Source organism: Mesorhizobium sp. M8A.F.Ca.ET.181.01.1.1 (assembly GCF_004792025.1).
Classification (GTDB): Bacteria; Pseudomonadota; Alphaproteobacteria; order Rhizobiales; family Rhizobiaceae; genus Mesorhizobium.
The window spans coordinates 1515147-1535479 of record NZ_SRTV01000001.1; the positions used below are offsets into that span (position 1 = coordinate 1515147).

A 20333-nucleotide genomic window follows, 5' to 3' on the forward strand; every position below is an offset into this window, starting at 1 on the left:
GTTTGGCGCGCGGATTTTTCATCACCTTCGAAGGCGGCGAAGGCGCAGGCAAGTCGACACAGATCGAGCGGCTGGCCACAAAGATGCGCGCCAAGAAGTATGATGTCCTGCGCACGCGTGAACCGGGCGGCTCGCCGGGCGCCGAAGCGGTCCGGCATGTGCTGCTTTCAGGTGCTGCCGAACCGTTCGGGCCGAAGATGGAAGCGCTGCTCTTCGCCGCCGCGCGTTCCGACCATGTCGAGCAGGTCATCCGTCCGGCCGTCGAGCGCGGCTCCATCGTGCTTTGTGACCGCTTCCTGGATTCCTCGCGTGTCTATCAGGGCGTTACGGGCGGGATCGATCCGGCGTTCATGACCATGCTGGAACAGGTCGCCATCAACGGCATGATGCCCGACATGACGCTGATCTTCGATATCGACCCGGCCGAGGGTCTGAAGCGCGCGACCTTGCGGCGCGGCAGCGATGCCGCCGCCGACCGCTTCGAAAAGGAGACGGTGGCCATCCACCAGGCCCGCCGCGAAGCGTTCCTGGCGATCGCGGCGGCAGAGCCGGAGCGCTGCATCGTCGTCGATGGGTCCGCCGATCCGGACACGGTGGAGGACGTCGTCACCGCGGCCGTGTTCGCGGCACTGGAGGCAAGGGCGCCCGAGCGCAACAGGCAGGTCGCACCGGTATGATTTTCGAACGCATCGCGCCGGAACAGCACGATACGCTGGACGGTGTGCCGGAACCCTCCGAAACGCCGCGTCTGGTGGGGCACGGGCAGGCCGCCACCATGTTGGCCGCCGCCTATCGGGCGGGAAAGCTGCCGCATGCGCTGATCTTCGCCGGACCTGTCGGAATCGGCAAGGCGACGTTTGCCTTCCACCTTGCCCATCATCTTTTGAAGCACCCGGCCTTCGACCAGGCACCCGGCAACCTGGCGGTTCCCGATCCGGCCTCGCCGCTGTTTCGCCAGATCGCCACCGGGGCGCATCCCGGAGTGCTGCACCTGACCCGCCCCTTGAACGACAAGACCAAGAGCTTCAAGACCGTCGTCACCGTCGACGAAATCCGCAAGGTCAGCCGCTTCCTGTCGCTGACGTCGCACGACGGCAGCTACCGGGTGGTGATCGTCGATCCGGCCGACGACATGAATGCCAATGCGGCCAATGCCTTGCTGAAGAATCTTGAGGAACCGCCGGCACGAACCCTGTTCATTCTCATCGTCCATGCGCCGGGCAGTCTGCTGCCGACGATCCGCTCGCGCTGCCAGGTGGTGCGGCTGACACCGCTCGACGCCAACGAGCTGATGGCGGTGCTGGAGACCGCGGAACCGCCGCCGCCGGACGATCCGGCCGCGCGAGCCGCGCTGGTCGAGCGGGCAGGGGGAAGCGCCCGCAGCGCGATCCTGTTGACGCAATATGGCGGGTTGGAGATCGCACAGACGCTCGATGGCCTGGTGGCGAAGGGAAAGAGCGATATTGGCGGCGCCTATCGCCTGGCCGAAGCCGTCGCGGGCCGAGATCAGGCGATCCAGTTCGACATCTTCAACCGCCGGGCACTGGACCTTCTGTCAGACGCGGCAAGCCAGGCGGCGCTGGCCGGCGACCTTGCGCGGGCCAAGACACTGTCGGACAGCTGGCATGAGGCGCTGGACGCCATATCGGAAACCGATACCTACAATCTCGACAAGAAGCAGCATGCCTTGACCATGATCGATCGACTGAATTCGGCTATGCGCGTGTGACGGTCATCTGGGGCGGCAATCGCCACCCGTTGGCAGCCGTTGGACCGGATCGCGGCCGGGCTATTCAGATCGTCATCCGCGCCGGCTTGCTCGCGGCACCGTTGAGCGCGGCATCATATTTGGCGCGATTGGCCCAATAGATCGTGGCGAACAGCAGCGCCTGGTCGCGGAAAGGAATGTGGTCCACGGCATCGCTGGCGGCCTCGGCTTCGATCCAGTCGACATGGAAGTCGGCGGCCCCCTTCCTGTCGCCGCCATGTGCCATCTGCTGGAACCGATGCATATGGTCCTCGATGTCGGGATAGCGGTCGGCCCAGACGATCGACCATTGCCGGTTCTGCATGGTGAATTTGCGGATCCAGCGCTCGCTCAGGTCCATGTCGCCTTCGGGCTTCGAGTACATGACGTTTCGCCGCGCTTCGAGCAGCGTGTTGGTGGCGACGACTTCGTTCTCGCGCCATAGAAGCCGCATGGCCGGATCATTGAGAAACCGGTCCGCATAAATGGGATGCGGAAACGCGCTTTCCCTCAGTCCATCGATCTTGAAATAGACCAGCAGTTCGGAAGCGACGCTCGCTTCCAGCTCGTTGCGCTCCATCTTGCCGTGGAACGCCTCGAACCCGATGCCCGGTATGAAGGGCATGTGCGCGGCGTGCCAGATTTCATGCAGAATGTAGAGATCCTCGACGGCCGCGGCGGCATAGTCGTCCCGGCGCATCGTCAGCCCCCACCAGGTGCAGAAGTGCGCGCGTTCCAGGCGGTCGTTGGTGGTCTCGCAGGTGAAGCGCGGCAGGCGGGCGTACTGATCGACGACGTCGTAGATGTAGCCGCCCTCGCGATGCGAGGATCGGAATGCATCCGTTTTCCAGTGAGCCAGGCAGTGGGCATGGACGTCATCGCGGGTGACCAGCGGGATTAGATGCTTCATGAAACCGGTCCAGGAGGGGCCATGCCGATCCGCTCCGCCATGCCTGGCGTGAGACACAGGCGGGGCCGAGCACCGATCGCGCCAGGGGCGCGGGTAAGGTAGGAGGCCATGTCCGAATCCCCGTCCGCCCCTGCCGATGCCTGGGCAAGAATGAAGACGTCCGCCGGCACCAGGGCGAGGCCGAGAGCCTGGCCGGCATGTTCTGCAGCGCCATGTTGAACCGCGCCGTAGCGGCGCGCCATGGCGAACACGTCAAACCGCTCCATCAGCCGGATTCCCAGTTGCAGCGACGTCAGGTTCTTGAACCATTGATTGCCGAACAGGCCGAGATTCTCCGATCGGCAAAACACACCGCCTATGCGGTCGTAATAGGTGCCGAACGGTTTGGACAGGCTGATCACCACGGCACTCACGCAAGGGGCGTCGGCGAGGATCGTTTCCGACGGTGGCTCGGCGGTTGCCCCGACATAGGTCAAATCCAAGACGACCTGGGCCGGGTTCGCGCGCCCGCTGAGCCGGCGAAGAAATGCGTTGGCTTCGGGCCATACCATTCCGTCAATGGCCGAGGGTTGGCTGAGACACAGCAGATGCTGGGGATCGATGGTGTCGGCCGTATCGCGCCAGTCGTGGCGGTCATATTCCGTCACCGGAATGCCGCAGGCTTCAGCATAGGCTCTGTAGCCCTCATACTCGCCACGAAAGATTGCAAGGCGAGGGGAGAACCCATCGAGGCGCGCGCGGTTGCCGTAATCGGCAATCAGGTGAAAAAGCGGCTCGCTTGCACCCGCGGTCGGATAGCTGAATGGAAAGTCAGCCGTGTTCAACGGCGCCATCGGCATCGCCCAACCGAGCCAGGTGTCGAAGAACCGTTTGTGCAGCGCGTTCTGCTTTCCGGTCCAGGCATGGCGAAACTGATCGAGATAGGCCGCACGGACCAGGTCCGGGCCATTTCCGGTATTGTTGCCGAGCAATTCGGCCTTTACCGCCTCGATCTCGGGGGTGACGAGGGCGTAGACGGTTTTGCTCGCGCCGGCCTGGCGCAAGCGCAGATCGAGATTCGGTCGCGGATCATATTGTGTGGTCGTGGCCATGCGGATCTGCCTTTGCCCGTCACGACCCTAAGGGAACGTGGCCCGACTTTGCAACGGCCTGCCGCCAGACCATGGTGATGAATGCGCAGGTCAGGCAAGCGGTCTGGACTTGGCATGAGGCCCTGGACGTTATATCTGAGGCCGACACCCTGCAATCTCGACAAGAAGCAGCACGCCCCGACCATGACCGACCGCCTGAATTCTGCAATGCGAATGTGACGGCCTTTTTTGGTGCATGCCGTTGCCCCCAAAACCGGGGCAGCTTTTGGGCGGCATGCATTGGTCTCGGGATGGCAATCGCCATTCCGATGCGATATCCACCGCCACGGCTCCCATTCAGACATTCATGACGGTTCATTCATGTCACGCAACACATTCTACATCACGACCGCGATTTCCTATCCGAACGGCAAGCCGCATATCGGCCATGCCTACGAGCTGATCGCCACCGACGCGCTTGCCCGCTTCCAGCGGCTTGACGGCAAGCAGGTCTTCTTCCTCACCGGCACCGACGAGCACGGCATCAAGATGCTGCAGACGGCCAAGCGCGAAGGCATTTCGGCGCGCGAACTGGCCGACCGCAACTCGGCTGAGTTCAAGCGCATGGCGACCGCGCTCAACGCCTCTAACGACGATTTCATCCGCACCACCGAGGAGCGGCATTACGCGGCTTCGCAGGCGATCTGGAAGGCGATGGCCGCCAATGGCGACGTCTACAAAGGCGGCTATGCCGGCTGGTACTCGGTGCGCGACGAAGCCTATTACGGCGAGGAGGAGACCGAGGTCCGTCCCGACAATGTCCGCTACGGGCCGCAGGGAACGCCGGTCGAATGGGTCGAGGAAGAGAGCTACTTCTTCCGGCTGTCGGCCTATCAGGACAAGCTCATTGCGCTTTACGAAGGCCAGCCCGACTTCATTGGCCCGGCCGAGCGACGCAACGAGGTGATGAGCTTCGTCAAGTCGGGACTGAAGGACCTGTCGATCTCGCGCACCACATTCGACTGGGGCGTGCCGGTACCTGGCGACGAAAAGCATGTCATGTATGTGTGGGTCGACGCGCTGACCAACTACATCACCGGCGTCGGCTATCCCGATGAAAAGGCTGATAATTGGCGTTTTTGGCCGGCCGATGCGCACATCATCGGCAAGGACATTGTGCGCTTCCACGCGGTTTATTGGCCGGCCTTTTTGATGTCGGCCGGCATTCCGCTGCCGAAGCGTGTCTTCGGCCACGGCTTCCTGTTCAACCGCGGCGAGAAGATGTCGAAATCGGTCGGCAACGTCATCGACCCGTTCACCATGGTCGACCATTACGGCCTCGACCAGGTGCGCTACTTCTTCCTGCGCGAAGTGCCGTTCGGGCAGGACGGCAGCTACAGCCATGAAGCGATCGTCAACCGCACCAATGCGGATCTGGCCAATGGTCTCGGCAATCTGGCGCAGCGCTCGCTGTCGATGATCGCCAAGAATTGCGGCGGCGTGGTGCCGAAGCGCGGCGATATGGCGGAAGCCGACAAGGTGATCCTGGATCAGGCGATCGACGCCCTCGTCACCGCGCGCAAGGCAATGGCTGAGCAAGGCATCCATCTGGCACTGGCGGCGATCTTCGGCGTGGTTGCGGAAGCGGACCGGTATTTCGCCGGGCAGGAACCCTGGGCGCTCAAGAAAACCAATCCGGAGCGCATGGAAACGGTGCTGTGGACGACGGCCGAAGTGGTCCGGCGCGTGGCGGTTCTATGCCAGCCCTTCATTCCGGGCTCGGCCGGCAAGCTGCTCGACCTCCTGGCGGTGCCGGCGGACAGCCGCGATTTCGTGCATGTCCACGCCGACCATGCGCTTGTGTCCGGCACGCAGCTGCCTGCGCCGGAGGGCGTGTTTCCGCGCTATGTCGAACAGACGGACGCGAACGCCTGATGCTCGTCGACAGCCATTGTCATCTGGACTTTCCGGACTTTGCCGAGGAGCGGGCGGCCATTGTCGCCCGCGCCAAGGCGGCCGGTGTCGGCCGCATGGTGACGATCTCCACGCGCGTGAAGCGGTTTCAGCAAATCCTTGAGATCGCGGAGACTTTCGACGAAGTCTATTGCTCTGTCGGTACCCATCCGCACAATGCCGCCGAGGAGCTCGACGTCACCACGGCCGACCTTGTCCGCCTGTCTGCTCACCCGAAGGTGGTGGCGATCGGTGAAGCGGGGCTCGATTTTTTCTACGACAAGGCACCTCACGAGGCGCAGGCGCAGGGTTTTCGCGCTCATATCGCCGCAGCCCGCGAGACCGGGCTGCCTCTCGTCATCCACTCGCGCGATGCCGACGATGACATGGCCGCCATTCTCGAGGACGAGACGGGGAAGGGCGCCTTCCCGTTCATCCTGCATTGCTTTTCGTCGGGACGGCGGCTCGCCGAAATTGGCGTGTCGTTAGGCGGCTATGTGTCGTTCTCGGGCATCCTGACTTTCAAGAACTCAGCCGAATTGCGCGCCATCGCCGCCGATGTGCCGCATGACCGGCTGCTGGTCGAGACGGACGCGCCATATCTGGCGCCGGTACCGTTTCGCGGCAAGCGAAATGAGCCGGCCTATGTCGCGCAGACCGCCAAGGTGCTGGCTGATACAATTGGCATCAGCGAGGCTGAAATCGCAGCGTTGACGACCAACAATTTCTTTCGGCTGTTTGGAAAAATGCCACGCCCGGACCAGCGGGCGCCAGAGGCATGAGCGACCGGCTGCGCCTGACCATTCTCGGCTGTGGATCGTCGCCAGGCACGCCACGCATCACCGGCGACTGGGGCAATTGCGACCCCACCAATCCCAGGAACCGGCGCATGCGCACGGCCGCGCTTGTCGAGCGCATTGCCGCCGATGGCGGCCGCACCACGGTCGTCATCGACACCGGGCCGGATTTCCGCGAGCAGATGCTGATGGCTTCAGTCAGGCGCATCGATGGCGTGATCTACACGCATCCGCACGCCGACCACATCCACGGCATCGACGATTTGCGCGGCTATGTGCTGGAACAACGGCATCGCATCGCCATCCATGCCGACGAGCCGACCATGCTGCGGCTGCGCGAGGCGTTCGGCTATTGCTTCGAGACGCCGCCAGGCAGTTCCTATCCGCCGATCGTCGACGCCCACATCATCGACCATGCCAGGCCGGTTGTGATCGAAGGAGAGGGGGGTGCCCTCACCTTCGAGCCGCTGCCCCAGATCCATGGCGACATCATTTCGCTGGGTTTCCGCATCGGCGGGCTCGCCTACTGTCCCGATATCAGCGACTTTCCGGAAGCCACCGCAGAGCGGCTGCACGGTCTCGACATGCTGGTCATCGACGCGCTGCAATACCATACCCATCCCAGCCATCTGTCGCTTAGCCAGGCACTTACCTGGATCGAAAAGCTGGCGCCCAGAAATGCCGTGCTGACGCACATGCATGTGCCGCTGGATTACGCCACGGTGATGACCGAGACTCCCGACCACGTGGTGCCGGCCTATGATGGCATGGTGATCGAAATTCCTTACGAGTCAAAGCGATAGAGAAAGCTGCTCAGTCGGCTTATCCAGTCGCCGTTCGAACGTTGGGCGATGGGGTCGAGGTCGTGAAGTGCCGCTAGAGTGCCGTCCACGATGGTTGCCCGCCAAGGGCCGAAACCGCAGCAATTCCGGGGTTACGCCCCGTACGCTAGTTCCATAATCTATCTTATGCGACTTTTGTCGCAACGTGAAAGCGTCTCGAATCCATCTCGCAGCCCTGCCTTACAGACCTGCCTTCCGACGCAGACCGGCCCAAAAACTTCTGAGCGAATTCGCGGATGAGACAGGTGCACGCTCCACGCCGCGGTATTCGATCCTGTCGCGACCGACCGTTTCGTCATTCCAGACCAACTCAAAGGCGATGCCTTTGAGCCCGAGTTCTCCGATCTGACGCACGATGGTGTCTTGCAGATAGATATTGGATACTCGCACGCCATCGGCACGCTCCGGCAATTTGAATATCTCGGCCCCGCCGATAGCCTCCGCCCGAAGGACGAGGTTTTCGATCGTCATGATGCCGCCATCGTCAAAGCGGACGATTCTTGAACGCTCTTCGTCCAGCGCATCGACCACAGTGGTGACGTTGAAGAGCCATATGGGCTCGTCACCACGAAGCGACAGGAATTCGCCATACCGTTCGAGAATCGGCCGTAGCGACTTCAACGCCGTGGCCCTCAGAATGAGCACATGCTCGCCAAGCCAGGGAAAATCCGAATATAACCGGGATGTTCCGTCTTCTTGCTCGTGCAGGAATTTCATCCGGGGCGAACGCCATCGCTTCTGGCTCCGGCCGCCGAGGGTCGCGAATAGCCGGTAGTCGTCGGTTTGTTCGGGAAGAACCCATTCCTGCCCCTCCACTACACTCGGAACATAGATCTTCACCCGACCTCCCGACCCTCGCACGCTTCCAGGCAGTGAAGCCCCCCTAACGCTGCGCACAGCGGCCTCGCAGCGGATTTTCGAGCACGCCGCCGATACCGACGCGTCGATCGAGACTATACATCCGTTTTGCGGACCGCCCGCACCCAACATATCACTGTAGATGACGCGGCGGTGCCGCGCGATGCTCTCCATGTGTGTTCCTATATCCGGATCGGATCAGCGCAGCTTCGAGCAGGATGCGATGGATCTGGATGCGCTCGATGGAATCCGGCATACAAAGCAACACCCCTGCTCCAATCCACTCATCATGCGTCGGCGGGACTGAAGGCGATCAGAAATGACCACTCGATCTTCCTTTCTAGGCTTGCCCGATCGCCTCGCCGATGGCACGGCGCCCCGCGCGGTAATCTTCGGAGCTGGTCACGGCAGCACCTATCCCGGCAAAGACAGCAGCGGTCATGCCTTGGCCTTGAGATCCTTAATGAGCGTCACGGAATCTCCGTCACTCAGAGGTGTGCCGTTGCTGTCTTTGACCTTCATGGTTTCACTTCCTGCCTTTGTGCATTCAGCCCGTTGAGGAGATCGGCGAGTTCCTCGGCATCGGGTCGGTTCATTCCAACGATGGTCCGACTCCCCATCTCGGCGGGCCGCCCGGTCCGAGCATCATTGACGGCCCAGGTGCCAGTCGGCTCCTGAAAAGGTTCGTAACGATGAGTCATTGGCACAGGATAGTCGCCAAGGCTCTCCCTGCCAAGATCAAATCATTATTTTTTCGCCCTGTATTGATGTTTTATGCATCAATGATACGATAGAGGATATCATTTCTCATACCAAGACGATGATTCCTCGATGATCACGGCTTCCCAGCTTCGCGCCGCTCGCGCCCTTCTCAACATCGACCAGAAAACCCTGGCGGAAATGGCAGGCGTCTCGCTGCCAACGATCCAACGAATGGAGGCCAGCCAAGGCAATGTGCGAGGCGTTGTCGACAGTTTGATGAAAGTGATCAACGCGCTGAACCGCGCCGGCGTTGAACTTCTCAGCGAACATATGCGCAGCGACGATGGAGGTCGTGGCGTGAGGTTCCGGCATCCGGACACGCTATTGGGCAAGCCGAACTAGACCATACAAAGTGGACCTCCGGCGCCCGCGCAATCACCGTCTTTCGTCTCCTTTTCCTTCCAGAAACACCCAATGAGCCTCTCCCTGCACGTCAACTTGTGGTTCCGCTTTTCCACACGGAAAGGCAGGGTTCGCCCATGATCCTCTATCTGCGTCGGCTTGCCGGGAAGGAACGGAGCGACAGGACCGATCGACATCTCGCCCGTTTCCTGACCTTTGTCGCGGGGGCGGCCAATGCTGGAGGATTTCTGGCGGTCCAGCAGTATACGTCCCATATGTCAGGCATCGTTTCGTTGATGGCTGATCACTTGGCACTCGGCAACGTCGAGCTCGCGCTTTCCGGATTCGGAGCCTTGCTGTCGTTTGTCTCTGGCGCGGCCTGTTCAGCGATGCTGATCAATTGGGGGCGACGGCAGCATCTGCAGAGCGAATATGCGTTTCCGCTTGTCCTGGAAGCGATCTTGCTGATCTGTTTCGGCCTTCTCGGCGGCCATCTCGCGCGTCATGAAGCGCTTTTTGTACCAATGACGGTGATGCTGCTTTGCTTCATCATGGGGTTGCAGAACGCCATCATTACAAAGCTATCGGAAGCCAGAATCCGGACGACGCATATCACTGGCCTGGTGACGGACATGGGCATCGAACTCGGCAAGCTGCTTTATTGGAACATCTCAAGAAGTGACTCGGACGAGCTGTTCGTGAAGGCAGATCGAAGAAAGCTGAGACTGCTTGCATCGCTTGTCGCATTGTTCTTTGTCGGCGGTGTCATCGGCGCTGTGGGTTTCAAGCACATTGGCTTTGCAGCGACGCTGTTTCTCGCAGCCATTCTCCTCGTGCTGGCCTCCATGCCAGTCCTGGAAGATATCTCCGTTCGCATGAAGCAACTCTGGCAGTAGCTCAGCGGAGTTTTTGCACCTGCCCGGTCGCACCCCAAGGATTACGCTGTCTGTTGCGCTAGCGCCAAGGCCTGAACACCAATTGGCTGAGGTCATTTGCGATCTCGTCGGCTCCGACCGCCGGCGGTATCAACAATATTGGCTGGACGAGGTCCCGCACCTTACCCGCCATGACGAGCGCGTTGCGATCCGGAATACCGCGCGTGTCGAGCAGTCTCACGTTCTCCCAGATATTACTGAGTTTGGCAGCAACACGATCCGGCATGATGTCAAGGTCGTGTCGAGCATGAACGTTCCCGATCAGAATACCGGACGAGCTGAGACGCGTCTGCGCCAAGCCGAAGAATGTCTCGGCACACAAGTGGTCTGGAATGCGCCTCCCGGAATATGCGTCCAGAACAATCGCATCGTAGCGATGACGGCCGGCGCGCAGAAAATCCCGCCCGTCGGAGATGCAACAGCGAACTCCACGGGGTAGCCCAAAATATTTCTGGGCGATCTGGAAAGCCTTCGGGTTGATGTCGACGATCGTGACACGCACGCCAACCCTATCCAGCATCGTCCCCAGGCTGCCGCCGCCACAACCGATCATCAAGACATCGGACGCCTGCGCTTGCGCGAGGAGGCCAAAGATCGCGTGGATGTAGGGCACGACGCTGACGCCATTCGGATCGCACTCACTTTGATAGCAGCCACCTTGGCGATAAATGAACGAACCGGAGTCCTTGGCCCGCAGAACCTCGATGTTGCCGAAATCGGTATGATATTTCGCAACCCGGATCATGCCTTGTCACCACAGCTGAGTTCCTAAGTCCGCTGTACCGCCGGTTTCACGAACTTTCTTTCTGTCAGCACTCACGCGGAGCCCAGGGATTCCTCCCTCATCGCAGCAGGCTCCGCTTCCAGTTGCAGGGCAACCAATCGGCGAGGCTCAGCGCCTCCCAACTCGTATCTCCCAGTTTTCTACAACTTCGAGACAGATGCGTCACGCATCATTATTTGAATGCGCCGCATTTTAATATATGCTGCAGCGCTTAGAGATAATACGTCAAAGCTGATCGAAAAGGGGATGCGACCGTGATAACTGCTCCACAGTTGCGTGCCGCGAGGGCGCTCCTTGGCATCGACCAGCGCAGGCTTGCCGAATTATCAGGCCTTTCGGTGCCGACAATTCAACGTATGGAAGCCAGTGAGTCGATTATCCGAGGCAACGTCGATTCCCTCATGAAGCTGATTGGGGCTCTTGACCTTGCCGGCGTGGAATTGATTGCTGAAGGCGCCTCCAGCCAAATCGGTGGGCGCGGCGTGCGACTGAAAGCAGATTTTGATCCCGCCAAAATTCTGGGCGGGATCGATACGGACGCCAAACTCCCCGTGAGGAGCGTGGCGTGATTTCGAGCGCCGCGGTCCTCCTGTGGGGCGTTGCTGCGCTCTTGGGGACCGCGGTGCTTGCGGTTTCGGAAAGCCGTAGATCTGGCTCGGGAACACGCCTGATCTACGGCTTGACGCTAGGCATATCGGCGGCCGTGCTCCTGGTTCTCGCGAGCCGCATCGCCAATGATCCCGTCACCCCGTCGACTGCCGCGCTGCCTCTTGGGTTGCCATGGATTGGCGCTCATTTCCGCTTGGATGCGCTCTCGACTTTCTTCCTTGCCGTCGTCAATTTCGGCGGCGCCATGGCCAGTCTTTACGGCCTCGGCTACGGCAGGCACGAGTCCGCGCCGCATCGCGTGCTGCCGTTCTTCCCGGCCTTCCTTGCCGCAATGAACCTTGTCGTGATGGCAGACGACGCCTTCACCTTTCTGCTGTCCTGGGAATTCATGTCGCTCGCCTCCTGGGCGCTCGTCATGGCGCACCATCGCGAACAGGACAATGCGCGGGCGGGCTACATCTATCTCGTGATGGCGAGTTTCGGAACGCTCGCACTGCTGCTTGCGTTCGGTCTCCTGTCAGGCCCTGGCGGGAACTACACGTTCGAAGCGATGCGTGCCGCCTCCCCCACCCCGCTCGCCACCGCTTTCGTCCTGGCTCTTATGCTGCTGGGCGCAGGCTCCAAGGCTGGCCTCGTACCGCTGCATGTTTGGCTGCCACTCGCTCACCCGGCCGCGCCGAGCCACGTCTCGGCTCTGATGAGCGGCGTCATGACCAAGGTCGCCGTCTATGGCTTCATACGCGTTATTTTCGACCTCCTCGGCGAGCCGGCATGGTGGTCAGGCGTTGTTGTGCTTTTCCTCGGCGGCCTGACGGCGGTTCTCGGCATCCTCTACGCGCTGATGGAAAAGGACCTGAAGCGGCTGCTTGCCTATAGCACCATTGAAAATGTCGGCGTCATCTTCGTGAGCCTTGGCCTTGCGCTAGCATTCAGGGCGAATGCCATGCCATCGGCCGCGGCGCTGGCGCTCACCGCCGCGCTGTTCCACGTCCTCAATCATTCCTTCTTCAAGAGCCTGCTGTTTTTTGGCGCGGGCGCCGTGCTGACGGCAACCGGTGAGCGTGACATGGAGAAGCTGGGCGGCCTCATCCATCGCATGCCCCTTACAAGTTTTGCCTTTCTCGTCGGCTGCGTCGCGATCTCGGCTCTTCCACCCTTCAACGGGTTCGTCTCCGAATGGCTAGCCTTCCAGGCCATATTGCAGAGCCCCGACCTGCCACAATGGGGACTGAAGGTCATGGTGCCCGCCGTCGGTGGTCTGCTGGCACTCTCGGCGGCGCTGGCCGCGGCCTGCTTCGTGAAGGCGTTCGGGATCACATTCCTCGGCAGGCCGCGCTCGGCCGCGGTGGAACCGGCGCACGAGGTCGACCGCTACTCGCTGACTGCAATGTTCAGCCTCGCGGCCCTGTGTCTGCTTGCCGGCATCGTTCCAGGTCTTGTAATAGACGGCCTATCATCGGTGACTCTCCCGCTGATTGGCAGCCGGATGCCCGTGCAAATGGCGCAGCCCTGGCTGTCGATCGTGCCGATTGCGACAAGCCGCAGTTCCTACAACGGCCTGCTGGTGTTTCTGTTCATCGCGTTTTCAGCAGCCGCAGCAGCATATGCCATCCACCGTTTCGCGTCGCATGCAATCCGTCGGGGTCCTGCCTGGGGTTGTGGCTTCGCGGATGTGACCCCAAGCTCGCAATACACGGCCGTCAGCTTCGCACAGCCTATCCGCCGCGTCTTCGGCACGTTCGCTTTCCGTGCGAGGGAAACCGTCGAAATGCCGCCCCCCGGCCAAACCGGTCCGGCTCGCCTGGATGTCGAAATGCATGATGTGATCTGGGAGACGCTGTATCTGCCCATCGGCAAGGCCCTCGACTTTGCGACCGACCACCTGAACCATCTCCAGTTCCTGACGATCAGGCGCTACCTGACCCTCGTCTTTCTCTTTCTCGTTGTCTTGCTCCTGGTGCTCGCACTATGGCCCTGATCCTTGAGTTGGCCGTTCAGGGCGCACAGATGATCCTGGTGCTTTTACTGGCGCCACTCCTGACTGGCTTCGTGCGCAAGGTGAAGGCGAGACTTCTGCGGCGCCAGGGTCCCTCTCTCGTCCAGCCCTATCGCGACCTCCTACGGCTCATGCGCAAGGAGGTCGTCCTGGCGGATAACGCCTCCTGGCTGTTTCGCGTGACGCCCTATCTGATCTTCGCCACGACCTGGGTCGCGGCTGCGCTCATCCCGACATTCGCTACCGGGCTCACCTTCAGTTGGACTGCGGATCTCATAGCCATCGTTGCACTGCTTGGGAGCGCTCGGTTCTTCCTGGCGCTGGCGGGGATGGACGTCGGCACCAGCTTTGGCGGCATAGGTTCGAGCCGCGAGGTCATGATCGCTTCCCTGGCCGAGCCCGCAATGCTTCTGATCGTGTTCAGCCTGGCGCTTGTTGCCGGAGCGACGCAGCTGTCCACGGTCGCCGCCTTCATGGGCTCGCCGCAAGTTGGGCTGCGGGTATCGCTCGGGATGTCCCTCATCGCCCTGGTGATGGTGGCGGTCGCCGAAAACGCCCGCATACCAGTGGACAACCCATCGACCCATCTGGAACTCACCATGGTTCACGAGGCGATGGTGCTGGAATATTCAGGTCGCCATCTGGCGATGATCGAGTTCGCGGCCTTCCTCAAGCTCCTGCTCTATATGTCGCTGATTTGCTGCGTCTTCCTACCTTGGGGACAGGCGACCGCCGAGGCAGGACCGGAATCCCTTGCTCCAGGTGTCGTTGCCTATATCGGCAAGCTTGCCGTCTGCGGCATTCTGCTCGCAGTGTTTGAGACTGCCATCGCCAAGATGCGCGTCTTCCGCGTCCCGGATTTTTTGGGCGCCGCACTCATGCTGGCGCTGCTCGGCACGCTCCTGCTGTTCGTCTCGCGGAGTCTGTGATGAACGGTCTCACCTTCGACATCGCTCATTTGCTCGCCGGCGGCCTGGTGCTGGTCAGCTTCATGATGCTCTATCAGGATCGCCTTTTCGCGCTGATCAACGTCTTTGCGCTGCATGCCGTCGTGCTTGCGCTGTCGGTAGCCTGGCAGGCATACATTCAGGACGCCCATCATCTCTACGTCACCGCGGCGATCGCTCTCGTTTTCAAGGCGATCGTCATTCCCGTCGGGCTTCATCGCATCATCCAGCGGCTCGGTATCCATCGCGACATCGAGACAGCCGTCGGGATCGGTCCGACGATGCTTGGGGGAATAGGCCTGGTGGCCCTGTCCATGGTGTTGATGCTGCGCGTCACGCCCGAAGCTGACCCCCTCGCCCGCGAGGACCTGGCCTTCGCGCTGTCCATCATACTGCTGGGCCTTCTGGTGATGGTCACCCGCCGGAATGCCGTGAGCCAGGTTGTCGGATTCATGTCGCTCGAGAACGGTCTGGTCCTTGCCGCCACGGGGGCAAAGGGCATGCCGCTGGTCGTCGAGATAAGTGTCGCCTTCTCGATCCTAATCGCCTTCATCGTCATCGGGGTTTTCCTGTTCCGTATACGCGAGCGGTTCGACTCGGTGGATGTCGGCGCGCTCGACGATTACAGGGGAGAACACCGTTGACCGCGTTATCCCTCGATGCGGTGGCTGCCGTTTTGCTGATACCAGCCAGCGCGGCCGCACTTCTGGCGTCGCTGCCGAACTACCGGATATCGGCGGGCCTCAATGTCGGCGCGAGCTTGCTGACCTTGCTCGCCGCGGTGTCGCTCTTCGTCACGGATCGGCCGCTGCCGGGCCAATACCTGCTCGTCGACGATCTCAATATCGTCTTCATCGTGCTCAACGCATTCGTCGGTTTCACGACGAGTGTCTTCAGCGCCTCCTACATTGCGCACGAGCTCGAGACAGGGCGGCTGACCGTACCAAACTTGCGATTTTATCACGCTATGTACCAGATCATGATGTTCGGCATGAACCTGGCGTTCGTGTCGAACAATATCGGCCTGATGTGGGTGGCGGTGGAGCTTGCTACACTGACCACCGTGCTCATGGTCGGGATCTACCGCACGCACGAAGCGCTGGAAGCCGCCTGGAAATATTTCATTCTGGGAAGCGTCGGCATCGCGCTTGCGCTCTTCGGTACCATCCTCGTCTATATGGCCGCCCAGCCGGTTGTCGGCGAGGGCACGAATGCCATGGTCTGGACGGTGCTCATCATCGTGTTCGCTTTCGGCATGGGTGGCCCGCTCGCCAATTTTGCCGGTCTGCTGCACATGGTCATGCACAGCCTGACCAAGTCGGCGATCTTTTTTACGGTAGGCCACATTGCCCAGGTCAAGGGAACACAGAATATAGCCGAGATCCGGGGGCTGACGGAGACGCATCCGGGGCTCGGCTGGGCGCTCGTCATCGGGGTCGTTGCCATTGCCGGCCTCCCTCCGCTCGGCATCTTCATGAGCGAATTCCTGGTAGTGAGCTCGACATTCGCCAGACACCCTCTCTTGGCGATGCCGTTGGTGTTCGGGATTCTGCTCGCTTTTGGAGCCCTGCTGCTCCGACTGACCGGTGTCGCTTTCGGCGAACCGCGCGGCAGCACCGCACCCGCCGAGGCGTCCTATATACCGATGTATTCCCACTTGGCGCTGGTATTTGCCGCCGGCATCTATCTGCCGCCATCGCTGGTCACATGGTTCCAGCATGTCGCAAGTATCCTGGGATGAGAAAAAAAACCGTGCCCGAGCTGATCGATCTCATACTTGATGGCCGACGTGTAAAAAAGCATCTCCCCTGGCCACGCGCCGTGGTGCCCCCCCAAATATGGAACTTTGCTGTTGAAAAGCTGGTCGTGAGTCACTGGAGCTTGCTCGGTCTTTGGGGTGAGCCAAGCGTCGTCCACATGGCGCTTCTTGACGAAACGGCCGGGAACATCGGCGTTATCAGCCTGAAATGCCCGGACGGCCGCTACCCATCGGTCGGTCGGCTGCATCCGCCGGCATTGCGTCTCGAACGTGCGGCCGCTGACCTTTTCGGCCTCTTGCCACAAGGCGCGCCTGATACGCGACCGTGGCTTGATCATGGCCACTGGGGTGTCAGCTATCCATTGAATACCCACGTCCGGACGTCTGCTGCAACGGTGTCCCCGTACCCTTTCCTGTCAGCCGAGGGGGAAAGCCTGCATCAGATCCCGGTCGGGCCCGTGCATGCCGGCATCATCGAGCCAGGGCATTTTCGATTTACAGCGAGCGGCGAAACGGTCGTCCGGCTGGAGGAGCGCCTCGGATACACGCACAAGGGCATAGAAGGCTTGATGGCGGGGTCCGATATCGACCGTGCAGCCAAACTGGCGGGCAGGACCTCTGGCGACAGCACCGTGGCGTATTCACTGGCTTTTGCCCGCGCGGTCGAAGCGGCGCTGGGTGTCGAGGTTCCCTCACGAGCGATCTGGCTGCGAGCGCTGATGGCCGAGCTGGAGCGTCTGGCCAACCATCTGGGCGACATCGGCGCCATCTGCAATGATGCCGCCTTCGCCCTCATGCATGCCCACTGCGGAGTGCTGCGTGAGCGCGTGTTGCGGGCTAGCGATAATGCCTTCGGCCATCGTTTGATGCGCGACCGGATCGTACCGGGAGGGGTGGCAAGCATCCTGAGCGATGAGGGGGCGACAGCGATCGGGTCTCTGATCGTAGAGATCAGGCGGCGGTTTCCCGCACTGGTCGAACTCTACGACAACACGGCGTCGCTCCAGGATCGGACAGTCGCAACTGGCCGGCTGAAGGTGGAGCTTGCTCGACAATATCGTGCTGGAGGGTATGTCGGGCGGGCCTCCGGCCGGGACTTCGATGCCCGCCGCAATGTCGCCTATCCACCCTATGACAAGCTCGCCTTCGATGTGCCTGTCCTCCAGGAGGGCGATGTGAACGCCCGTGTCTGGATTCGCATCCACGAGGTTGAACAGAGCCTATCCCTGGTCGAGCAAATCCTGGCACAACTGCCAGATGGGCCGATCCGTGTCGACTTCGCGCAGACAGGCGGGCCGCATGAAGGCATGGCGCTTGTCGAAGGTTTCCGGGGCGACATTCTGGCCTGGCTGCGCATCGGCAAGGGCGGCTTGGTGGAGCGCTGTCACCTGCGTGATCCGTCGTGGTTTCAATGGCCGCTTCTTGAGGCTGCGATCGAGGGAAACATCGTCGCCGACTTCCCGCTGTGCAACAAATCGTTCAACTGCTCCTATTCCGGCCACGATCTCTGAAGGCACGTCGTCATGCGCAAGCTTCTCTTCGAAAGCCTGATACGCCCCCCTCTCACCGAGCGTCCACCGGTGGCACGCGACTCGGCAGTCGAGGAATTGGCGCGTGCCCTCAACGGGTCCGCTCGCAAAAGGCTGGGGAGAAGCCTGGCCATTCGGGCTGTCGACGCCGGTTCCTGCAACGGTTGCGAACTCGAGATGCATGCGCTCAACAACGCTTTCTACGACATCGAGCGTTTTGGGATCCGGTTCGTCGCATCGCCGCGCCATGCCGATGTGCTGCTCGTCACGGGTCCGGTCACAAAAAACATGCGCGAGGCATTGAAGCGGACATACGACGCAACTCCTAATCCCAAATGGGTGGTCGCGCTCGGAGATTGCGCCAAGAACGGCGGCTGTTTCGCCGGCGGCTATGCCGTGATGCGCGGAGTGTCGGAGGCGCTGCCCGTCGACCTGCATATTCCGGGCTGCCCGCCGCCGCCCATCGAAATTCTGAAAGGCCTGCTCGCCTTGCTTGAGGGAGTGAGTTCAAAGGCTGGCGTTGCTCGAAGTTGACTATCGATGTGGAGGGCTCTTCCGCCACAAGGGGAGCAAAAGCCTCCAGGCCTAAAATGGCATCCCGACTAACCAGGGTTTCGATGTGAAAACGGAGCCTTGAACGATCGCAGCGTGAAGCAGAAGCACGGCAAACTGGTCGACGGGCTGCCGCAGATTGCAAGGGAGCAGGCCGAGATCAGGAAGTGATGAGCGCGCTGGACTGCGTCAGCCAAGCGGGCAGGAACCATCACCCGACGGGCAGCTAGCTTCCGGTGTTCCTCACGGAACCGATGCCCTCCGCCGTGAACCGTCGGCGAGATAGCCGCGGCAGGCTTGAGTGCAACGCTCAGGCGTCCTAGTGGGCCTTACGAGTTGGCCGATCATCTGAAATGACAGTCCGCAAGGCGCGCATGGTCAGACAGTGTCCATCTGATGGCGCAGCAGCCCCGCAACCTAACGCTGGACCCGTGCAGCATCATGTCAGACAGTGTATATCTAGGTGTTGAACCATTGAGTGTCATGTATTATACATTATCATTGATGGACAAAGGAAGCGACAGATTTGCACGGCCGACCCTGCCAGTCGCCCTTTCACGAGGCTTGGTGGGCCGATGCCCTAACTGTGGTCAGGGGAAATTGTATCGCACCTACCTGAAGCAGGTGGAGCGTTGCGCAGTTTGTGGAGAACACTTTGGTGACATAGAATCTGACGATGCGGCGCCTTGGTTCACTATCCTCATTGCGGGCGTCTTTGCAGCCCCCTTGTATTTCTTGTTCCAAGGGCTTCTTCTGTCATACTTCGCCGTCACAATGGTATTGATCTCTCTTATTATTGTAGCGCCGATACTGCTTTTGTTACCCCGCATAAAAGGCGCTTTGATCAGCGCGTTCTGGTTTTCGCGGCTTAAAAACGACGAGCCGGGATGATCCCTTTACTGATCACAATTGCCGTCTTTCCATACGCCGTCGCGTTGGTCGATGACTGTTTCAATGCGGAGCAGCGTAGCCTGGAGACCAAAATGTGATTAGCGCTTCGCAGATTCGCGCAGCCCGGGCATTGCTTGGAATCGACCAGAAAAGCCTAGCTGAGCGTGCCGGCATTTCCCTGTCAGCCATCCAACGAATGGAGGCCGGCGAGAGCGATCTACCCGGCGCGTTTGACATGCAGAAGAACGTCGTAATCGCCCTCAGAGCAGCAGGGATCGAGCTGATTGGCGATCATGAGCGCAGTGGCGGCGGAGGCCGAGGCGTGCGCCTGGCGCATCCTGTCGGTCTGGCAGGCCGGACGCATTGATTGCCCCGACGGCGTCGTAAGGACGGCACCGATCAATCGGCGAGGTCTCGACCTGAGAAGCAGGAAAGATGAACACGTATCATCCAATGGGCCAATGAAGCGACGATACACAGAACATCAGGAGCCAACTGGTAGCTGGTCGGTCGGTTTGTTCGGGAAGAACCCGTTCCTGCCCCTCCACTACACTCGGAACATAGATCTTCACCCGACCTCCTGACCCTCGTCCGCTCCAGGCAGTGAAGCCCACTAATGCCGCTCACCTCCTGAGGTCTTCGGCCTCGCAGCGGATTTTCGAACACGCCGCCGATACCGGCGCGTCGATCGAGACAATACATCCGTTTTGCGGACCGCCCGCACCCAACATATCACTGTAGATGACGCGGCGGTGCCGCGCGATGCTCTCCATGTGTGTTCCTATATCCGGATCGGATCAGCGCAGCTTCGAGCAGGATGCGATGGATCTGGATGCGCTCGATGGAATCCGGCATACAAAGCAACACCCCTGCTCCAATCCACTCATCATGCGTCGGCGGGACTGAAGGCGATCAGAAATGACCACTCGATCTTCCTTTCTAGGCTTGCCCGATCGCCTCGCCGATGGCACGGCGCCCCGCGCGGTAATCTTCGGAGCTGGTCACGGCAGCACCTATCCCGGCAAAGACAGCAGCGGTCATGCCTTGGCC

20 protein-coding genes and 4 pseudogenes are annotated in these 20333 nt (G+C 60.8%); 18 read left to right on the forward strand and 6 right to left on the reverse strand.

Going from position 1 to position 20333, the window contains the following annotated elements:
• Positions 1-2: 2 nt before the first annotated feature.
• Positions 3-677: a dTMP kinase gene (gene tmk, locus EN824_RS07505; protein WP_127277306.1), complete on the forward strand. Its 675-nt coding sequence runs from the start codon at positions 3-5 to the stop codon at positions 675-677.
• Complete coding sequence (locus tag EN824_RS07510) at positions 674-1729, forward strand: DNA polymerase III subunit delta' (protein ID WP_127277308.1); 1056 nt, start codon at positions 674-676, stop codon at positions 1727-1729. Before tmk ends, EN824_RS07510 begins: the two co-directional genes overlap by 4 nt.
• A 64-nt stretch (positions 1730-1793) precedes the next feature.
• Here EN824_RS07510 and EN824_RS07515 read toward each other — a convergent pair whose 3' ends face one another.
• Together EN824_RS07515 and EN824_RS07520 are read right to left on the reverse strand one after the other, a co-directional pair.
• A complete protein-coding gene (locus EN824_RS07515; RefSeq protein ID WP_135864831.1) occupies positions 1794-2657 on the reverse strand; it encodes a hypothetical protein in 864 nt (287 codons plus the stop codon).
• Positions 2654-3748: an aminotransferase class I/II-fold pyridoxal phosphate-dependent enzyme gene (locus tag EN824_RS07520; RefSeq protein ID WP_136093115.1), complete on the reverse strand. Its 1095-nt coding sequence runs from the start codon at positions 3746-3748 to the stop codon at positions 2654-2656. The genes EN824_RS07515 and EN824_RS07520 overlap by 4 nt, the downstream gene beginning before the upstream one ends.
• A gap of 360 nt (positions 3749-4108) precedes the next feature.
• On the opposite strand from EN824_RS07520, the gene metG reads away from it, so the two are divergent.
• Genes metG through EN824_RS07540 form a run of 3 tightly spaced genes read left to right on the forward strand, consistent with a single transcriptional unit; the run spans position 4109 to position 7280 of the window.
• Positions 4109-5662, forward strand: coding sequence for a methionine--tRNA ligase (metG, locus tag EN824_RS07530; RefSeq protein ID WP_135864834.1), 1554 nt, complete (start codon positions 4109-4111; stop codon positions 5660-5662).
• Positions 5662-6462, forward strand: coding sequence for a TatD family hydrolase (locus EN824_RS07535; protein ID WP_135864835.1), 801 nt, complete (start codon positions 5662-5664; stop codon positions 6460-6462). The genes metG and EN824_RS07535 overlap by 1 nt, the downstream gene beginning before the upstream one ends.
• A complete protein-coding gene (locus tag EN824_RS07540) occupies positions 6459-7280 on the forward strand; it encodes an MBL fold metallo-hydrolase (protein WP_127280979.1) in 822 nt (273 codons plus the stop codon). Before EN824_RS07535 ends, EN824_RS07540 begins: the two co-directional genes overlap by 4 nt.
• Positions 7281-7499: 219 nt before the next feature.
• Here the strand turns inward: EN824_RS07540 and EN824_RS07545 are convergent, their stop codons facing one another.
• Positions 7500-8159 (reverse strand): DUF1629 domain-containing protein, encoded by a 660-nt coding sequence (locus EN824_RS07545; RefSeq protein WP_127280978.1) that lies wholly within the window; start codon positions 8157-8159, stop codon positions 7500-7502.
• Between the two features lie 337 nt (positions 8160-8496).
• Between EN824_RS07545 and EN824_RS35885 the strand changes: the two are divergent.
• A pseudogene (locus EN824_RS35885) lies at positions 8497-8655 on the forward strand (agmatinase); the annotation flags it as partial.
• On the opposite strand, the pseudogene EN824_RS07555 reads toward EN824_RS35885, so the two are convergent.
• Positions 8622-8699, reverse strand: a pseudogene (locus tag EN824_RS07555) (PhnA domain-containing protein); the annotation flags it as partial. The pseudogenes EN824_RS35885 and EN824_RS07555 sit on opposite strands and share 34 nt — an antisense overlap.
• A 309-nt stretch (positions 8700-9008) precedes the next feature.
• Here EN824_RS07555 and EN824_RS07560 point away from each other — a divergent pair.
• A complete protein-coding gene (locus EN824_RS07560; RefSeq protein WP_127280787.1) occupies positions 9009-9281 on the forward strand; it encodes a helix-turn-helix transcriptional regulator in 273 nt (90 codons plus the stop codon).
• 137 nt (positions 9282-9418) lie between these two features.
• Positions 9419-10159: pseudogene (locus tag EN824_RS07565) on the forward strand (YoaK family protein); the annotation flags it as partial.
• Between the two features lie 76 nt (positions 10160-10235).
• Here EN824_RS07565 and EN824_RS07570 read toward each other — a convergent pair.
• Positions 10236-10961: a fused MFS/spermidine synthase gene (locus EN824_RS07570; RefSeq protein WP_135864836.1), complete on the reverse strand. Its 726-nt coding sequence runs from the start codon at positions 10959-10961 to the stop codon at positions 10236-10238.
• 293 nt (positions 10962-11254) lie between these two features.
• On the opposite strand from EN824_RS07570, the gene EN824_RS07575 reads away from it, so the two are divergent.
• From EN824_RS07575 to EN824_RS07615, 9 genes are all read left to right on the forward strand, one after another.
• A complete protein-coding gene (locus tag EN824_RS07575; RefSeq protein WP_127872387.1) occupies positions 11255-11569 on the forward strand; it encodes a helix-turn-helix transcriptional regulator in 315 nt (104 codons plus the stop codon).
• Complete coding sequence (gene hyfB / locus EN824_RS07580) at positions 11569-13587, forward strand: hydrogenase 4 subunit B (protein WP_127278788.1); 2019 nt, start codon at positions 11569-11571, stop codon at positions 13585-13587. The genes EN824_RS07575 and hyfB overlap by 1 nt, the downstream gene beginning before the upstream one ends.
• Complete coding sequence (locus tag EN824_RS07585) at positions 13578-14534, forward strand: NADH-quinone oxidoreductase subunit H (RefSeq protein WP_127278786.1); 957 nt, start codon at positions 13578-13580, stop codon at positions 14532-14534. The genes hyfB and EN824_RS07585 overlap by 10 nt, the downstream gene beginning before the upstream one ends.
• Positions 14534-15196, forward strand: a complete 663-nt coding sequence (locus tag EN824_RS07590; RefSeq protein ID WP_135864838.1) for a hydrogenase-4 component E — start codon at positions 14534-14536, stop codon at positions 15194-15196. Before EN824_RS07585 ends, EN824_RS07590 begins: the two co-directional genes overlap by 1 nt.
• Positions 15193-16293, forward strand: coding sequence for a proton-conducting transporter membrane subunit (locus EN824_RS07595; protein WP_135932067.1), 1101 nt, complete (start codon positions 15193-15195; stop codon positions 16291-16293). The genes EN824_RS07590 and EN824_RS07595 overlap by 4 nt, the downstream gene beginning before the upstream one ends.
• An 11-nt stretch (positions 16294-16304) precedes the next feature.
• Positions 16305-17822: an NADH-quinone oxidoreductase subunit C gene (locus tag EN824_RS07600; RefSeq protein ID WP_135932068.1), complete on the forward strand. Its 1518-nt coding sequence runs from the start codon at positions 16305-16307 to the stop codon at positions 17820-17822.
• Positions 17823-17834: 12 nt separating this feature from the next.
• Positions 17835-18374, forward strand: coding sequence for an NADH-quinone oxidoreductase subunit B family protein (locus tag EN824_RS07605; protein ID WP_135864840.1), 540 nt, complete (start codon positions 17835-17837; stop codon positions 18372-18374).
• Positions 18375-18992: 618 nt separating this feature from the next.
• Positions 18993-19283: a DUF983 domain-containing protein gene (locus EN824_RS07610; protein ID WP_189522134.1), complete on the forward strand. Its 291-nt coding sequence runs from the start codon at positions 18993-18995 to the stop codon at positions 19281-19283.
• 94 nt (positions 19284-19377) lie between these two features.
• Positions 19378-19650, forward strand: a complete 273-nt coding sequence (locus tag EN824_RS07615; protein WP_095773171.1) for a helix-turn-helix transcriptional regulator — start codon at positions 19378-19380, stop codon at positions 19648-19650.
• 256 nt (positions 19651-19906) lie between these two features.
• On the opposite strand, the gene EN824_RS35130 is transcribed toward EN824_RS07615, so the two are convergent.
• The gene (locus EN824_RS35130; RefSeq protein ID WP_189522135.1) at positions 19907-20056 is read right to left on the reverse strand and encodes a hypothetical protein; all 150 of its coding nucleotides are present in this window, start codon (positions 20054-20056) and stop codon (positions 19907-19909) included.
• Between the two features lie 145 nt (positions 20057-20201).
• Between EN824_RS35130 and EN824_RS35890 the strand changes: the two are divergent.
• A pseudogene (locus EN824_RS35890) lies at positions 20202-20333 on the forward strand (agmatinase); the annotation flags it as partial.

Excerpts from the sequence above, each read along its gene's own strand:
- EN824_RS07510 (WP_127277308.1), top strand. The coding sequence starts at position 674 with ATGATTTTCGAACGCATCGCGCCGGAACAGCACGATACGCTGGACGGT.
- EN824_RS07515 (WP_135864831.1), bottom strand. The coding sequence starts at position 2,657 with ATGAAGCATCTAATCCCGCTGGTCACCCGCGATGACGTCCATGCCCAC.
- EN824_RS07520 (WP_136093115.1), bottom strand. The coding sequence starts at position 3,748 with ATGGCCACGACCACACAATATGATCCGCGACCGAATCTCGATCTGCGC.
- metG (WP_135864834.1), top strand. The coding sequence starts at position 4,109 with ATGTCACGCAACACATTCTACATCACGACCGCGATTTCCTATCCGAAC.
- EN824_RS07535 (WP_135864835.1), top strand. The coding sequence starts at position 5,662 with ATGCTCGTCGACAGCCATTGTCATCTGGACTTTCCGGACTTTGCCGAG.
- EN824_RS07540 (WP_127280979.1), top strand. The coding sequence starts at position 6,459 with ATGAGCGACCGGCTGCGCCTGACCATTCTCGGCTGTGGATCGTCGCCA.
- EN824_RS07560 (WP_127280787.1), top strand. The coding sequence starts at position 9,009 with ATGATCACGGCTTCCCAGCTTCGCGCCGCTCGCGCCCTTCTCAACATC.
- EN824_RS07570 (WP_135864836.1), bottom strand. The coding sequence starts at position 10,961 with ATGATCCGGGTTGCGAAATATCATACCGATTTCGGCAACATCGAGGTT.
- EN824_RS07585 (WP_127278786.1), top strand. The coding sequence starts at position 13,578 with ATGGCCCTGATCCTTGAGTTGGCCGTTCAGGGCGCACAGATGATCCTG.
- EN824_RS07590 (WP_135864838.1), top strand. The coding sequence starts at position 14,534 with ATGAACGGTCTCACCTTCGACATCGCTCATTTGCTCGCCGGCGGCCTG.
- EN824_RS07605 (WP_135864840.1), top strand. The coding sequence starts at position 17,835 with ATGCGCAAGCTTCTCTTCGAAAGCCTGATACGCCCCCCTCTCACCGAG.
- EN824_RS35130 (WP_189522135.1), bottom strand. The coding sequence starts at position 20,056 with ATGGAGAGCATCGCGCGGCACCGCCGCGTCATCTACAGTGATATGTTG.